Source organism: Aeromonas popoffii, from assembly GCF_000820025.1.
GTDB classification, from domain to species: domain Bacteria; phylum Pseudomonadota; class Gammaproteobacteria; order Enterobacterales; family Aeromonadaceae; genus Aeromonas; species Aeromonas popoffii.
Window position 1 is genome coordinate 103,139 of the sequence record NZ_CDBI01000066.1, and the last position, 16,175, is coordinate 119,313.

Below are 16,175 nucleotides of genomic sequence, written 5' to 3' on the forward strand. Positions count from 1 at the left end.
CCCCATTCCCTCGTTGATGCAAACACCTAATTCATTTCCATTAGCGCATTATGATACTGTGTCAGACGCTATAACATCGTGGACAGTCACAGCACCTCAACCTTTACCTTGATAATCCCATCGCGAATATTGCCGATACTGCTAAAGGCAGACTTGGAGAGATCGATAATACGCCCGTTTTTAAAGGCGCCGCGGTCATTGACCTTGACCACCACACTCTTGCCATTGGCGAGGTTGGTGACGCGCACCATGGCCCCAAAAGGCAAGGTCATATGGGCGGCACTATTGAGGTTATTGCGATAGCGCTCGCCGCTGGCGGTTTTTTTGCCGTGATAGCGGTCGGCATAATAGCTGGCATAACCGGTCTCGCTATAGCCGCGCCAGCTGCCGCCGTGACTCTCGTCATAACGGCTGCTACAGGCTGCCAGTAGCAGGCAAAGAGATAACAGCAGCCCTTTCTGGATATGTTGCACCTTTCCCCTCTCTTCTTCTTTCTGTTCTTCTATGTGGTTCGTGACACTGGTGGCACGTTCGCAGGCTGGCTCACCTTGCCATCGGTCCAATGCACTCACCATGTTGCCACGCAGTGACCGCGCGGCTACTTTGCCATATCTTCCATGCAAAAAGGGAGGCAAATGCCTCCCTTTACCTTTTTACCCGTCATCCCGTGTCAGGATGAGCCAGAAACAGGTCAGGCAATCAGCTTGTCATCGCTAAAGCCAAAGCCGCGCAGCCCCACCACATGCACATGCTCGTGCTTGCCCTGCACTTTACGGATGAGCTTGTAGGTGGTGCCCTTCTCGGGGCTGATGTTCTCCGGCGCCGCGATAAGCAGCTGCATATCCTGCCGCTCGCACAGTTCGAACAGGGTGGCAATGGATTTGCCATCCAGACGGGCCGCTTCGTCGAGAAACAGCAGGCGGCAGGGGGCGATATCCTTGCCGCGCAGACGGCGGGACTCCTCCTCCCAGCTGATCAGCACCATCAGCAAGATGGCCTGACCGGTACCGATCGCTTCACCGGTGGAGAGCGCGCCGCTCTCGGCCCGCAACCAGCCATCGGCGCCACGCTGCACCTCGATCTCCAGCTCCAGATAGTTGCGATAGTCGAGCAGCACGTCGCCCATCACCTGATAACTGCGATCCCCCTGCTCGGTTTGCGGGTTGAGGCGCTGGAACAGCTTGGCCATCGCCTCGGAGAAGCTGAGCTCCTTGTCGGCGAACAGATCGTTGTGCATGGCACTCTGATCCGCCAGCGCCGTCAGCAGGCGAGTGTGGGCCTCGCGGATATTGACGTTGAGGCGCACCCCGCGTACCAGACCGAAGGCGATGTTCTGCAAGCCCTGGTTAAGCACCCGGATGCGGTTCTGCTCGCGGCGGATGATGTTGGTGATCTTGGCCGCCACCTCGTGGGAGGAGAGCGACAGATGGTTTTCCCGCTGCTTGAGCTCGTCAGCCAGACGGGCCAGCTCGATTTCCATCTCCTCGATCGCCTCCACTGGATCATCGGAGCGGATGATGTCGTTGCGGATGCGATCTTTGAGGTAACGGTAGACCTGCACGTAGAAGGCGACCTTCTGCTCGGTGCTGCGGTTGCCCTCCGACAGACGCAGCGCATCGCGCAGCGCTTCGTCGTGGGCCACCGCCACCCGCAGGGCGCCGAGGGCCTTGTCCGACATGGAGCGCAGCTCGTCGCTGTCGAGATAAGCCAGCTCGCGCTTGTTGAGGCGCTTCTCGACGTCGGTCTCCCGCGCCAGCCGCACCACCCGCGACCAGCTCGCCTTGTGACCCACCAGGGATTTGCGAGCGCTGTAGTAATCCTTGCCCTCCAATTTGAGACGACCGCCAAGGGATTCGATTTCGCGCTTGGTCACCTGCAACTGGGCCTCGGCGCTGGTGCGACGGGAACGGGTGCGAATGAGCAGCTCTTCAATCTCTTTCTTGTGGGCGCGGGACTTCTCTTCCATGTCGTCAGAGAGCGTCAGCCCCATGGCCGCCAGCTCCTGCTCGAACTCGGTCAGGGTCTGGCGCTTGGCCGAGGCGCTGGAATCGAGCGCGGTGCGCAGCTGCAACGCCTCGGTGTGGCGCTGGGCAATTTGCTTGTGCTGCTCACCGGCGGTGCGGGCCGCCAGCTCGGCGGCTTTGAGCTTCTCTTTGAGTCGCTCGCTCATCTCGGACGCCTTGCCCAGCAGGTCTTGCGCATCCTGATAGGCAAAGTGCGGTAGACGGGCCACCAGCTGATCGAGGGCATAGCAACGGCGCTTCTGCTCGGCCAGCAATTCGTTCGTCTCGTCGAACGCCGCCTGCAGGGCGGCGAGATCCTGCGGATCCTGACGCAACACCTGCACCATGGTTTCAAGCTTCTCGAGCGCCTTGCCGTACTTGGCAATAAAGGCTTCGGCCTGTTTCAGCGCTTCCACGTCGGCGTGAGCCGCCTCAAGACGAGCTGCCAGGTCTGTCTCGGCAAACAGGTGTGCAAAGGGCAACATCCCCTGCACCAGCTGGATATGGCGGGCCAGCTGGGCGGTGGCCGCTTTGGCCTCGGCCAGCTGCTTGTCGCACTCGGCTATGGTTTCTTGCAGCTTGCGCTGCTCATGCTGCTTGGCCTGCACTTCGGCTTCGGGATCGGGGCGGAAGGCGATGTCCAGATGCTGACCGATAAAGTCACGGAAGTGACCGTAGAGACGGTGGTACTTCTGCTGCTCAAAGGCGGCCTTGGCATAACCCTCAATCAGATTTTCCCGCTCGAGATCGAGCTGCTCGATCCGTTTTTCCCGGGCGGCACGACCAAACAGCGGTAGCTCTGGGTAGCGGGAGAAGCGCACCTGACGCTTGCTGGTGCGCACCAGCACGGCGTCCCCCAGCTCGTCCGCTTCCACCAGATCCTCGTCAAAGGAGTCGGGGTTGCCCTGAATGAGGTAGATATCTTCCGGGCAATCTTCCAGCTTTTTCAGCCGCTCGATGGCGCCCTCAAGGTCGAGCACCACCAGGGCGCTGCGGGCCGGGCCATACAGCGCGGAGTAGTAAGGGGCATCGTCGATGGAGATGTCGTCATAGACATCGGAGAGCAGCACGCCCCCCACCTGCTCGGCGATGCGGGCAAGGCGCGGATCCGCCTCGCCAGCCCCCAGTTGCAGGTTGCGAATTTGCAGCTCCAGCGCCTGTTTCTGCGCCGCGATGCGGTTGCTCTCCTGCTCGAACTCGCGCTCCTTGTCGAGCACGCTCTGCATACCGGACGACAGCGCCTCGGCGGTGGCGAGTGGCAGACCACTCTGCTCGCGCAGCTGCTCGAGTTTTTCAAAGGATTTGAGCCAGCGCGGGGCCAGCTTGGTCAGCTCCGAGATATCACGGCCCAGCTGGGCACCCTGATGCTCGAGGCTGGCACGGCGCTGGTTGACCTCAGCCTGCTGATCGGCAAGCTCTTCCTGACGGGTACGCTGGGCCTCAAGAAACAACTCCAGCTCGTCTTGGCTCGCGATCAGCTGGCCAGATGCCTCAGCCAGCTCGTCGCGCAAGCGCAGCAGCGCCTGCTGGCTGTCGCTCTCTTTCTCAAGGCGAGCCAGCGCGGCGCGCAGTCCCTGCCCCTGATTGACGCGGGCCTTGTCTTCGATATGACGCTTGAGCAGCGCCTGCGCCGTGGGCCAGGCGGCATCACGGGCGGTTTCGGGGGCAATGCTGAGCAGCAGCGTCAACGCGGCCTGATGCTCGGCTACCGCCGCCTTGGCCAGCGCCAGCTGTTGCTCGGCACCCAGCATCCGGCTGGTGAGGCTCTGCTCGGCGGCGCGGAACTGGTGCAGGGTGTCGCTCGCCTGTTCGGCGCTCAATCCCGGCAACTCGCACTGTTCGCGGGCATTTTCCAGCGCCTGCACCGCCTGACGGTACTGGATGGCGCGGGTCTGCTGAATGTCCAGCGCCTGCTGGTAGTCAGCGAGCTGCGTCTTGAGGCTATCTACTTCGGCCTGCGCCAGCTCCTTGCGCTCTTCCACTTCCAGCAACTGGCAATGGATCTCTTCCACCACGGCTTGCTGCTGCTCCAGCTTGTCGACAAGCTCCGCCAGATCGGCGCGATACATCTCGATCTTCTTCTGCAAGCTGACAGCAGCCATCACCTTGGCCAGATGTTCGGCAGCCGATTCCAGCTCGTCGGTCAGCAATTTCTCGCGGTTGGTGAGCTGCTCCACCTCGTCGGCCAGATAGATGGCGCGCTGGCGCTCTTCGGTCAGAATGCGGCGTTTCTGTGCCAGCTCCTGACGCGCCTTGAACGCCAGCTCGGAGAGACGGTTCTTTTCGGCAGCGTTGCGCACATAGTCAGCCGCCACATAGTGGGTGGTCTCGGTGATCAGGTTCTTGAACAGATCCCGCTGACCTTGCGTCTCTTTAATGGCTTCCAGAGTGCGGCGGTTTTCATAGATGGCCGCCTCCATGTCCGCAAACGCCTTGCGCACGCCGGAGTTCTCCGGCAGCAGGTATTCGCGCAGGGATCGGCTGATGGACGAGGAGATGCCACCGTAGAGAGAGGCTTCGATCAGACGGTAGAACTTGCCGCGATCTTTTTGATCCCTGAGCTTCTTCGGGGTGATGCCAAACTCGAACATAAAGTTGTGATAATCGGTCACCGTATTGAACTTGGCGACCTTCAGCGCCCCCAGCTCGGCGGCCGCCCCTTTCAGATCGGCAAAGGCACGAATACGCCCCTTGCCACCATCGAGTTTTTCCAGCAGCAGATCGGTGGGCTGCAGCTGCTCCGGCACATCCACCAGCGCGAACGGGGTGATGTTGACCTTGTTGTCACGGTTTTGGATCTGCTCCAGGTGCACGCCGACCCAGATCCGCTGTTCGCGGCTGTTCATCACCTCCAGCACTGAGTAACAGGAACCCCGTTGCAGCTTGCCGTAGAGCCCCTTGTCGCGCGACGCACTGGAGGAGCCCGCTTCCGTGGTGTTGCGAAAATGGAGCAGAGACTGGTCGGGAATGAGCGCCGCAATAAAGGCCGCCATGGTGGTGGATTTGCCCGCCCCGTTGCCGCCGGAGAGCGTCGTCACCAGCTGGTCGAGATCGAAGGTGCGGGCGAAGAAGCCGTTCCAGTTGACCATGGTCAGGGATTTGAATTTGCCTCTCACGACGTTGCCTCCATCTGGGCCTTGTATTTAACGCGGCAGGTCATCTTCTACCTCCAGTTCAAGCTGTTCTTCATCAAGATCCGCTTCAATGTCTTCAAACAGCGAGTCGCTGCTCGGCATCTCGTCATCGTGGAAGATCGCCTCCCCTTCCTGGATCATCCGCAGCTGCACGGCGCGCGGATCTTCGTCGGAGCGCACGTCAGCGGCAAAACGGAATACCGATTCGTTGACCCGAAATTTGTCGCTGTTGCCAAGGGCGGTGATCATGCCAAGGCGGCGCAGGCGGCGCATGGAGGTGCGGATCTTCTCGAGCAGCTTCTTCTTGTCGAGATCCGTGCCGCCGGAGCGGCTGTTGACCATGCGCAGCAGCTGCTTCTCGTCGGCCAGGCTCAGCACCTCTTCTTGCAGCTCGCCCATGGCGAACACCCCTTCCGAGGCGAGCCGGTCAGGGCTTAAGAACAGGTAGCAGAGCACCTTGCCCACCAGCATATCGAGCTCGGACAAGACTGTTGTTCCGATATCGGCGCTGGGGCGCGGACGCAGGTAGAAGAAGCCCTCCGGCGCCTTGATGAGTTCCACCTGATAACGGCCGTAGAAGATCTCCAGCTCGTTGTGGTACTCCACCAGCGCCGAGTGCTGTTCGAAATCGTCGGCACTGATGTGACGGCCCGAGCGCAAGGCGGTGTCGATGCGCGGAAACAAGGGGTTGGCAATCGCCTCTGCAAGCCGCAGCGGCAAGGGAAACTCAGTATTGATCAATGACATAGGCCTGAACCTTGGATCCAGCTTGGTTAATGGGTTTCCATGCGGGTTGGTGGTGCAGCTCGCGCTCACCGCTGGCATGGCCCAGGCGCACGGCCTGGTCGATCAGAAGACGCGCCACATCGAAATGGGCGTGAGCCGGGTAGTCCACCAGGTATTCCCGCAGCACATCGGCCAGGTCCAGCTGATGGCCCTGTTCGGGGTAACGGGCCAAGTAGCGCTCGATGCGCTCGGCCAGCTCCTGGTTGATGTCCACCATCTCCATGTACTCCATCTCGAGGGGCACCTCGCCGGTCACCTCCTCGTCGTGAATGGCAATGGTTTCATCCCGCAGCTCCAGCAGACGGGGCTCCTCGGCGATACGCAGCAGCCAGTTATGCTGCTCGAAATTGCGGATAGAGTCGCGCAGCCGCTGGCTGAAGGCGCGGTTCTTGTCCATGTCGATGGCGTTGCGGATAAATTTGTGAACGTGCCTGTCGTAGCGGGACCAAAGCTCGATGCACTGCTGGCCCCAGCTGGTGATGACGTCAAGCCGCCCTTGCAGGGCATGGGTCAACTCCTCGACGTGGAACAGATCGTCGCGTCCCTGGGCCACTTCCTGAATGTTGAGCAGCCCCGCCTGCAGGCGGTGACCGGCGGCGTCCAGGGTATCTTGCAGCTCGCGCAGGGTCTGGCCGGTCTCGTGCAGCAGTTTTTCGCAGCTGTGAATGGCATCGACCCAGTTCTGGGTCAGCAGGGCCGCTATCTCGCTCTTGACCTGATTTTGCTGCTCATCCATGGCGCGCTGGGTGAGATCGATGCGCCCCAGGGTCTCTTCCAGTGAGAAGGTGAGCCGTGGCAGCACCTCGGCATCCCACTGCTCGCGGGTATTGGTCTCGAGCGCCGCCTTGCGGGCGGTGTCGAGCTCAGCCGCCAGGTGTTCGAGCAGGATGGAGAGCTTGATGGAGTCGACCTGGCGCTGATCCATGAAGAAGTCGACGATCCCCATTCCCAGCCGCGACAGACGATAGAGGCTCTCCCCCGCCACCATGTCGGTGTTGAAGCGTGACAGCAGCTGCTGGCGAATGAGGTCGTTGATGGCGTTGTTGGCGCGACCGGTCAGAGTCTCGTCCATCTGGCCAAAGGCGTTGCTGACGTAGCCAAAGGCATCGTGCAGCGCCGCTTCCGACAAGTCCGACTCATCTTCGGACAGGGTCTTGATTGCAATCAGAAAGGCCAGCCGGTCGGTAGGCAGGCTCAGCGCCAGCTCCTCCTGCCTGACCCACCCTACTATCTCCGGCACAGAACGCTCGGGCAGGGTACGGGATGTACTCATCATGACGTCATCATCTCGTTGTTATCCATTTGGATGGCCTCATCATGGAAATCTGACCATCTCGTTGTTATCCATCGGGATGGCCTCATCATGGAAATCTGACCATCTCGTTGTTATCCATCGGGACGGTCTCATCATATGAAACTGACCATCTCGTTGTTATTACAAGGCTGCCAGACAGACTGCTTGTCAGCTTGACGGTTTCTGCGCCATCACATGGATATAGCGACCCAGGGAGATAAACGGCTCCTGGCGGCAATATTGCTGCTCCATGGCCAGCAGATCATCGAACTTCTCGACCTGATCCTGCTTGTGGCGCATGTAGTCGTGGATGACCCGCACCCCTGTCTTGCCGATGATCTTGAGCCCCCCTCGCCCAATCCAGTCGTACACCTGCTCCGGCAACTGCGGATTGGTAGGGGTCAGGGCGGTCTGGCGTTTCTTGCGAAGGCCGAGGCGCACATAGTCAAAATTACCCACCACCAGGCTCTGAAACAGCAGGCCATGACGGTTGTAAAAAAGCAGCGACAGTATGCCCCCTGCATTGACGAAAGGGAACAGACCGAGCAAGGTCTGGCGCGGCTCGGCGAGCCACTCCAGCACGGCGTGACAGAGCACCAGATCAAAGGTGCCGGTCACGTGGCTCTTGAGATCCTGAATGGGGCACTGGATGAGACGGATTCTCTCTTCCAGCCCCTGTTCGGCGATCTGGACCCGGGCCAACTCAAGCATTTCGGCGGAGAGATCGCACAGCTCCACCTGATGACCCATGGCCGCCAGCTTCTGGGCAAAGTAGCCAAATCCGCCCCCCGCATCCAGGATGCGCAGGGGCCGGTTGCCAAGGCGAGCCAGGCAGGCTTCGATGTCGCTCCACACCACAGTGGTGCGAATGCGCCCCTTGGTGGAGTCATAAATGTTGCGAGCGAACTTGTCGGCGCGCCCGTCAAAACTCTGATCTTGCTTCAAGACACACTCAACTTTTGGCCACAGGGTTGGGCCTGACGAAAAAAGAGGGGTATTCTGTCACATCCCGAATTTGCTGAAAACTCAAGGACGACATCCCAGTGTTTGAGCTCAACCTGTTTGCTGCCAACTTGTTTGTTATCAAGAAATGGCTAGGCCAATTGCTGATGCCGCTACCCTTCTCCCTCTCATTGTTGTTGCTGGCGCTCTTGCTGCTCTGGTTCACCCGTTTTCAAAAAACCGGCAAGCTGCTGGCGACCCTCTCCTTGCTGGTCGTCGCCCTGATGGGAATGCGACCAATAAGCTATGAGCTGGCCCGCCCGCTGGAGCAGACCTTCCCGCCCTTCGAGATAAGCCTGCACCCGGATATAACCGCTATCGTGGTGCTGGGCAACGGCCATGTGAGCGATCCGGCGGTGCCCGAGCGCGCCTGGCAAAACAATATAGCCCTCGCAAGAACCCTGGAGGGCGTGCGACTGGCCATGGCCTATCCACAAGCGGAGCTCATCTTCTCCGGTTATGTGTCCGGAGATCCCCTCTCCAACGCCGAGGTCAATGCCCGCATGGCGATGAGTCTGGGCATTCCCCGCTCGCGGATGACGTTGTTTGAAAACAACAAGGATACCCATGACGAAGCCGTCAGCATCAGCCGTTATCTCAAGGGCAAGCGGGTGGCGCTGGTCAGTTCGGCCACCCACCTGCCCCGGGCCATGGCGCTCTATCAGGGACAGGGACTCAACGCTGTGCCGGCCCCTACCGACTACACCGCCAAGCAAAGTCAGGTGGCGCAACCCCTCTACAGCTACCTGCCGAAGGGGCGTTATCTGATGTATTCCGAGGCTGCCATTCACGAATGGATTGGGGTATGGTGGGCCCGTTTGCGAGGGCAGGTTAACGATTGAGCAATCGAGCCTTTCATTCCTGATTTGGATCAGGAAAGCGAAAAAAAATTACGTTATTTGCCGCCGGGTCAGCTATCTTGGGCTCGGTTCAATTCATATAATGTCGCGCAATCAAATGCCTAGGAGATATACAAGATGAGACAGCACCTGGTAATGGGTAACTGGAAACTGAACGGCACCAAAGCTTCTGTTGAAGCTCTGATCAAAGGACTGACCCCGGCTGCTGCCGCTCATCCTTCTGTGCAAGTCGCCGTCTGCCCGCCGGTTATCTTTTTGGGTCTGGTTGAGCAACTGACCGCCGGCAGCAAGATTGCCTACGGTGCCCAGAACGCCGACGTTCACGAGTCCGGCGCCTTCACCGGCGAGAACGCCCCCTCCATGCTCAAAGCCTTCGGTTGCACCTACTCCCTGGTCGGTCACAGCGAGCGCCGTACCCTGCATGCAGAGAGTGACGACGTGGTCGCTGCCAAGTACGAAGCCATTCAGAAAGCGGGGCTGGTTCCCGTATTGTGCATCGGTGAGACGCTGGAACAGTTTGAAGCTGGCGTGACCAAGAAAGTGGTTGAAGCCCAGCTGAAAGCCGTCATCGACCGTTGTGGCATCGCCTCCTTCAGCAACGCCGTGGTTGCCTACGAGCCGGTATGGGCCATCGGCACCGGCAAGACTGCCACGCCGGAAATCGCTCAGTCCATCCACGCCCACATCCGTCAGTACCTGGCCGGGTTTGACGGCGCCGTGGCTGCCAAGGTACAGATCCTGTACGGCGGTTCCGTCACTGGCGCCACTGCAGCCGACCTGTTCGGTCAGCCGGACATCGACGGCGGCCTGGTGGGTGGTGCGTCCCTGAAAGTGGACGACTTCTCCCAGATCATTGCTGGCGCAGCCAAGTAAGCTGTCGCCCTGGAGGGGGCGCTTGCCCCCTCCTGCATATCGCTTTTCCTATGGTAGCCCCCGCATCCCATACGAAAGCCGATTATAGTCAATGTGGCTTATCTCATATTTTCAAAACTTCGTATTCGACAACTTAGATCCAGAGGCACTCATGACCAAACAAATCAAACGTATTGGTGTTTTGACCAGTGGTGGTGACGCACCGGGTATGAACGCAGCCATCCGCGCCGTGGTGCGTGCTGGTCTGCACCATAACCTGGAAGTTTACGGCATCTATGATGGCTACCTCGGCCTGCATCAGGGCAGGATCGTCAAGCTGGAACGTCACAGCGTCTCCGACGTGGTAAACCGTGGTGGTACCTTCCTGGGCTCCGCCCGTTTCCCCGCCTTCAAAGACCAGAAAGTGCGCGCCGAAGCGATCGAGAATCTGAAAAAACACGGTATCGACGCCCTGGTAGTGATCGGGGGGGATGGCTCCTACATGGGTGCCAAGAAGCTGACCGAGGAGGGTTTCCCCTGCATCGGCCTGCCGGGCACCATAGACAACGACATCGCCGGTACCGACTTCACCATCGGCTTTGATACCGCCCTGAACGTGGTGGTCGACGCCATCGACCGTCTGCGCGACACCTGCAGCTCCCACCACCGTATCTCGGTGGTCGAGATCATGGGCCGCCACTGCGGCGATCTGGCCATGTCTGCCGCCGTTGCCGGTGGTGCAGAGTACGTGATAGTGCCAGAAGTGACCTTCGACAAGGACAAGCTGCTGCTGCAGATCAAGGAAGGCGAAGCCAAAGGCAAGAAGCACGCCATTATCACCATCTGTGAGCACGTAACAGACGTGAACGCCCTGGCCAAGGACATCGAAGCCATGACAGGCCGCGAGACCCGCGCCACCATACTGGGCCACATCCAGCGTGGCGGCTCACCCACCGCACGCGATCGCATCATGTCCAGCCGCATGGGTGCCTTCGCCGTTGAACAGCTGCTGGCCGGTCAGGGTGGCCGCTGCGTCGGGATCCAGGGCAACGAGATGGTGCACCACGACATCATCGACTGCATCGAGAATCTCAAACGCCCGTTCGATCAGGAGCTGTACGATCTCTCCACCACCCTGTTCTAAGCATCCGTCGCTTGCTCAGCCTGTGTGACAAAAAACCCTCCGCTGGAGGGTTTTTTTATGCGCGTCCTGTACCCGGCAACGGGCGAAACTGGCAGTTGTAGGCCCCCTCTCTCTTACCGCACTACTGCTGCGCTGTTTCCCCCCTATCTTGTCCCCATGCCCACCATACCGGCAAACGGAGCCGACCCCCGCCTCCTAAACCCGCGAATAGTCAGTGGCAGCCCTCTCGTCGTTGGTGAATGGACGCCGGTTTATTGCCAAGGTTTAGCCGCTCACGCCTCACGACATCTCGGGTATGCCGACTGGCTGGATAGCCTCTACCGGCATCGGGCGCAAGGTCAGCCCCCGGACCTCCTCCCATCACCACAGGCAACCGGTGACGTCGGCTAGCGGCGTGATCGTCATCCCAGGAAGGCAGGTCGCCTCTTCGCCACTGGTAATGCCGTCTCGATAAGATCTGACGCCGGGGCACACAGACACATGGCATGAGAAAATGTACGCCCTGCAGAGGCCACCATACGCCCCACCCTCAATGGCAAACCTCCCGTTTTGTTCGCTATTTTTACGCGCTGACTGAGAAGCGGGTGCAGCCCCCGCCCCCTGAAGGAGGCGTCCTGTCAGGCTTCACGGTACAAGATGCGACAAAAAATGGATGCAGCCTTCACATTCAGCCAAGGAATAAGCCAACCTGCTTTCGACGACAACTTCAGACGCCAAAGAGGAGCTTGAAACCGAATTAAATTTCAAGCAACCACAAAAAGCCTCATATAAAACCCATCAAAAAGCCAACACGACAAACATATAACAATATGAATTTTATAGACTTACACCTCAAACCCAAAGCGCTCATCAGCATCACAGAGAAGGTAAGATGATAAAATAGACGCCAAAATGCAAAAATGAGGCTTTAGACTCACCACCATTCAAAATGGCAACATAAATACATTTTACTATTGTTTTACCGCACAGTTATGGTATCTTTGTTCCATCAACAGTCAGCCAAGGGAGACAAAATATGAAAGAGTTTGTTGTTACTGCCGTTTTTACCGTGTTTTTCACTCTGGTTGCCGTCTCTCTGCCGTCGTTGTCACAGCTTTGAGCCGGTTAGTCATCCAGCATCTTGTATGACTGAATGACAGCCAGAGCACAGGCGCTGACTAATTCACCACTCTCTGTCTTTTTTGGCTACTTCACCCTGTGTGATACCGAAAGCCTTATTTAGAACTGGTTGATGCACACTATATAAGCTGCATGTCACTGCCACCGCCCACAAGGGGAGCCTCATCGCTCCCCTTGTTGCATTTCCTCTCCGGGATTTACTCTTGCTCCCCTGCCCGTCACAATATCCGCTTGATTCGCCATGCAGGAATTACCATGACCCAAGATGCTCTACGCCAGTGGCGTCGTGATCTTCATCGTCTGCCCGAAGCGGCCTGGTGTGAATTTCGCACCAGCTCCCTCATTGCTCACCATCTTTCGGAACTCGGTTTCTCCGTCATGCTCGGTGACAAGCTGCTGGCCAGCAACCTCATCATGGGACGGGAGGTAGACGTACAAGCCCAGAAGGAGCGGGCCCTACGTCAGGGGGCCCATCCCGACTGGCTGACCCGCATCAAAGAGATAACGGGAGTAATGGGGGTATGGGACAGCGGTCGTCCAGGCCCGACCCTGGCTTTTCGCTTCGATATCGATGCGGTAGAGGTCGATGAGAGCCAGGATGAGCTGCATCCCCCCAGTCAGGAAGGGTGGCAATCTCGCAATGCCGGCTGGATGCACGCCTGTGCCCATGACGGTCATACCGCCATCGGGCTGGTGCTGGCCGAGCGGATCGCCGCCCAGGCAGAGCAACTCAACGGCCGCATCAAGCTGTTTTTCCAGCCCGCCGAAGAGGGGTGCCGTGGTGGCAAGGCGCTGGCAGCCGGCGGTCAGCTCGACGATGTGGATGCCCTGCTGGCGCTGCACATCGGCATTCATGCCAACAGTGGCGAGCTGGTGGTCAATCCCACCGAGTTTCTCTGTTCAACAAAATTTGACGTGGAGTTTATGGGGCGCGCCGTCCATGCCGGTCTTGAGCCCAATGCGGGCAGCAATGCGCTGGCGGCAGCCTGTACGGCGACCACCGCCATGCTCGGCATTGCCCGTCATCGCGATGGCATGACCCGTATCAACGTGGGCCAGCTCAGCGGTGGCAGCGGTCGCAACGTGATCCCGGGCCATGCCCGCCTGCAGGGGGAGACCCGAGGTGCCACCCCGGCGCTTAACGATTACATGTTCGGCCAGGTACAGCAGATAGTGGAAGGGGCTGCCATGATGCAGGGCGCCACCTACCTCATTCGCAAGCAGGGGGAAGCCATCGGCATCGAGAACAGCCCGGCCCTGCTCGAAGAGATAGTGCCGCTGGCTCAGGCGCTCAAACTTGAGACCATCCACACCCGCCGCTTTGGCGCCAGCGAGGATGCCGGCTTTCTCATCGAGCGGGTGCAGCGCAATGGCGGTCAGGCCGCCTACCTGATCCTGGGGGCCAATCTGGCGGCGCCTCATCACCACCCAGAGTTCGACTTCGACGAAGCCGTGCTGGAACACGGGGTCGCCCTGCTCGAATCCTGGCTGCTCAGTCGTCTGGTGCCTGATACATGACAAGATGACAAAAGGCAGCGCTGGCGCTGCCTTTTGTGTGTCTGACGATCGGCTCGCCGCCTTGGGGCTTACTGCCCCAACACTATGGTGGAGAGATGAGCGAAGTGGTGGATCTCGTGGGTCGCCTCGCACGCGGTATCGTGACGGGCCGGGTTGTACCAGCAGGTAGCCAGCCCCTGCGCCGCAGCACCGGCGATGTCGGTCTTGGGGTTGTCCCCCACCATCAACACCCGCGCAGGGCTCGGCTGCCCCATCAAGGCAAGGGCATGCTGGAAAATGGCGGCGGCAGGCTTGGTCACCTGCACCTCGTCCGAGATGACCAGGGGCTCGAACCAGTCGCTCCAGCCCAACTTACTGAGGCGACCCCGTTGCGGCAGGCTGAAGCCATTGGTGATGATCCCCATTCGCACCCGGCTCTTGAGAGCGTGCAGTGTCTCCAGCACCCCCTCCAGCGGCACACTCAGAGCGATGATCTGCTGCAAGAAGGTGTCATTCATTGCCATGGGTGCCACGTCGACCTGCTCGGCAAACAGGGCGAAACGGGTCTGCTGCAGGTGGGCCGCATCGATCTCACCCGAGTTGTACTGCTGCCACAACCTGTGATTCAGTACCTGATACTCCGCCATCGTGGGCGGTGTCGGTGTCACGCCATAGAGCTGCAGGGTCTGCTCCAGAGCCTGGGCGACCGGGAAATCGAGCAGTGTTTCGTCCAGATCGAACAACACCCAGTCATAACTTGGTACTTTCACACGATTCCTTACTGTTCTTGTTTGTCGAGTTCATGGCGGCGGCCCAGCGGGCTGGCGAGCAAGTCCAGCGTCAGCCTGACCCCGAATCCGGTCACTTCGCTGCTGACCACGCCGTTGCCCCCCTTGCTGCGAAAACCGCTCAAATCGAGGTGCAGCCAGGGGGTCTGGGCAGGCACGAAGCGGTTGAGAAAACGGGCGGCGTCGATGTGATCCGGCGATGCGCCCGGCGCACACTGTAGCAGATCGGCCCACTCGCTATCGAGGTTGTCGTCATAGTCCTCATCCAGCGGGAAGGGCCAGACTCGCTCACCGCAGCGCTGGCCCAGGCTTATCAGCTCGCCGAACCAGTGGGGCCGGTTGGTGAAGGCGCCACTGTAACGGCTGCCCAGCGCCCGCTTGCAGGCCCCCGTCAGAGTGGCGTAATCGATCAGCAGATCCGGATTGTCCTGCACTGCCATGCAGAGGGTATCCGCCAGCACCATGCGCCCCTCGGCATCGGTATCCACCACCTCTATGGTGGTGCCGTTGAGTGCCGTGACTACCTCTCCCGGCCGGTACGCGAGCGGGCCTATGTGGTTCTCGGCGATGGCAAGCCAACAGTGCACTTCGTAGGGCAGGCGGGCGCGGCTGATCGCATAGAGGGCGCCCAGTGCCACGGCGCTGCCGCCCATGTCCAGATGCATGCCATACATACTGCCAGCGACCTTGAGGTTGTAGCCACCCGAGTCGTGACAGATCCCCTTGCCCACCAGGGCTACCCGACGCACCGGATTGGGCGGGCAGTAACTGAGCTTGACCATGGCGGCCTGGTTGTCTTCCGAGCCTTTCGCCACTGCGATGAAGGCGCCGGCCCCCCGTTCTGCCAGTTGAGCCTGATCGTACTCGTGCCACTGCCAGCCTTCGACCTGGGCCAGCTGGCGAGCCCACTCCCGATAGCTGCGGGCGGTGAGATCGGAGGCTGGCGATACCGCCAGATGCCGCGCCATGCCATTGCCTTCTGCCTCGGCGTAGATCCGCGCCAGATCCAGCACGCAGCGCGGCGACACCGCAATCTGCTGATAGCGCCACTCATCTTCGGCACGATGCTTGTGGCTCGGCAGCGGCACATTGGCCGCCAACAGGCAGGCCAGTGTCAGCTCGGCGAGCTGTGCCCTCTCCCCCTCGTCAAACCCTTCCAGATGCAGCCCCATCCGCTCAATCTTGAGACCGGCCAGCGGGGCTATCCAGGATCTGGCCTGTTTGTAGAGGGCGTGATCCCGGGTGGGATGGACTCCGATGAAAATCACCAGTTGCAGGCTGTTGTGCAGCACCAGGCTGTAGGGCGCCTTCTGCCCCAGCGCTATCTGGGTTGCCACGGCGGCAAACTCCGGCCTGGCCAGCACAGGGGCGCGCAGATCTTCAGCAATCAGCAGCAGGTTGGCCGAAAGCCCATTGCCCATGGCCTGGCTCAGGGTGGCATCCTGAATATCGATCTGGGGGGGGAAATAAGTGAACTGTTGCATCATTGGGCAGGGGCCTCGTCCATGAAGAGATATCGCTGATGATACCCAACAAAGCGCGGGGACAGCCAGATTTTCACTTGAAAATCAATATCAAACGCGATTATGCGTACAAATGATGAGCGACCGGAAACGGCACAAAACATAAGAAGGGGGAAACAAGAGGAAAAACGAAATAGGAGAAACAGAAGAAATTTGGTTGCGGGGGCCAGATT

At 59.6% G+C, this 16,175-nt stretch carries 12 protein-coding genes; 4 read left to right on the forward strand and 8 right to left on the reverse strand.

The window, feature by feature from the left end:
- Positions 1–86 precede the first annotated feature (86 nt).
- The 5 genes from BN1129_RS14285 to cmoM form a co-directional block, all read right to left on the reverse strand.
- The gene (locus BN1129_RS14285; protein ID WP_042037396.1) at positions 87–473 is read right to left on the reverse strand and encodes a septal ring lytic transglycosylase RlpA family protein; all 387 of its coding nucleotides are present in this window, start codon (positions 471–473) and stop codon (positions 87–89) included.
- Positions 474–691: 218 nt separating this feature from the next.
- On the reverse strand, positions 692–5,119 hold the full coding sequence (gene mukB, locus BN1129_RS14290; protein WP_042037377.1) for a chromosome partition protein MukB: 4,428 nt from the start codon (positions 5,117–5,119) through the stop codon (positions 692–694).
- A gap of 27 nt (positions 5,120–5,146) precedes the next feature.
- A complete protein-coding gene (gene mukE, locus BN1129_RS14295; RefSeq protein ID WP_042037378.1) occupies positions 5,147–5,884 on the reverse strand; it encodes a chromosome partition protein MukE in 738 nt (245 codons plus the stop codon).
- A complete protein-coding gene (gene mukF, locus BN1129_RS14300) occupies positions 5,865–7,199 on the reverse strand; it encodes a chromosome partition protein MukF (protein ID WP_042037379.1) in 1,335 nt (444 codons plus the stop codon). The genes mukE and mukF overlap by 20 nt, the downstream gene beginning before the upstream one ends.
- A gap of 186 nt (positions 7,200–7,385) precedes the next feature.
- Positions 7,386–8,162: a tRNA uridine 5-oxyacetic acid(34) methyltransferase CmoM gene (gene cmoM, locus BN1129_RS14305; RefSeq protein WP_042037380.1), complete on the reverse strand. Its 777-nt coding sequence runs from the start codon at positions 8,160–8,162 to the stop codon at positions 7,386–7,388.
- A gap of 128 nt (positions 8,163–8,290) precedes the next feature.
- On the opposite strand from cmoM, the gene elyC reads away from it, so the two are divergent.
- The 4 genes from elyC (at position 8,291) to BN1129_RS14325 (ending at position 13,712) form a co-directional block, all read left to right on the forward strand.
- On the forward strand, positions 8,291–9,061 hold the full coding sequence (gene elyC / locus BN1129_RS14310) for an envelope biogenesis factor ElyC (RefSeq protein WP_042037397.1): 771 nt from the start codon (positions 8,291–8,293) through the stop codon (positions 9,059–9,061).
- A 135-nt stretch (positions 9,062–9,196) separates the two neighbouring features.
- Positions 9,197–9,952: a triose-phosphate isomerase gene (gene tpiA / locus BN1129_RS14315; RefSeq protein ID WP_042037381.1), complete on the forward strand. Its 756-nt coding sequence runs from the start codon at positions 9,197–9,199 to the stop codon at positions 9,950–9,952.
- 151 nt (positions 9,953–10,103) lie between these two features.
- A complete protein-coding gene (pfkA, locus tag BN1129_RS14320) occupies positions 10,104–11,075 on the forward strand; it encodes a 6-phosphofructokinase (RefSeq protein WP_042037382.1) in 972 nt (323 codons plus the stop codon).
- Between the two features lie 1,374 nt (positions 11,076–12,449).
- A complete protein-coding gene (locus BN1129_RS14325) occupies positions 12,450–13,712 on the forward strand; it encodes an amidohydrolase (RefSeq protein ID WP_042037383.1) in 1,263 nt (420 codons plus the stop codon).
- A 68-nt stretch (positions 13,713–13,780) separates the two neighbouring features.
- Here the strand turns inward: BN1129_RS14325 and yjjG are convergent, their stop codons facing one another.
- The 3 genes from yjjG to BN1129_RS24005 form a co-directional block, all read right to left on the reverse strand.
- Positions 13,781–14,461, reverse strand: coding sequence for a pyrimidine 5'-nucleotidase (gene yjjG / locus BN1129_RS14330; RefSeq protein WP_042037384.1), 681 nt, complete (start codon positions 14,459–14,461; stop codon positions 13,781–13,783).
- Positions 14,462–14,469: 8 nt separating this feature from the next.
- Entirely contained in the window at positions 14,470–15,966 is a 1,497-nt protein-coding gene (locus tag BN1129_RS14335; protein ID WP_042037385.1) for a M17 family metallopeptidase, read from the reverse strand.
- A partial coding sequence (locus BN1129_RS24005; RefSeq protein WP_209418514.1) for a hypothetical protein occupies positions 15,963–16,175 on the reverse strand: 213 nt, incomplete at its 5' end. The genes BN1129_RS14335 and BN1129_RS24005, both read right to left, overlap by 4 nt.

Coding starts and splice junctions, on each gene's coding strand:
- mukE (WP_042037378.1), bottom strand. CDS start 5,884: ATGTCATTGATCAATACTGAGTTTCCCTTGCCGCTGCGGCTTGCAGAG.
- mukF (WP_042037379.1), bottom strand. CDS start 7,199: ATGATGAGTACATCCCGTACCCTGCCCGAGCGTTCTGTGCCGGAGATA.
- tpiA (WP_042037381.1), top strand. CDS start 9,197: ATGAGACAGCACCTGGTAATGGGTAACTGGAAACTGAACGGCACCAAA.
- pfkA (WP_042037382.1), top strand. CDS start 10,104: ATGACCAAACAAATCAAACGTATTGGTGTTTTGACCAGTGGTGGTGAC.
- BN1129_RS14325 (WP_042037383.1), top strand. CDS start 12,450: ATGACCCAAGATGCTCTACGCCAGTGGCGTCGTGATCTTCATCGTCTG.
- BN1129_RS14335 (WP_042037385.1), bottom strand. CDS start 15,966: ATGATGCAACAGTTCACTTATTTCCCCCCCCAGATCGATATTCAGGAT.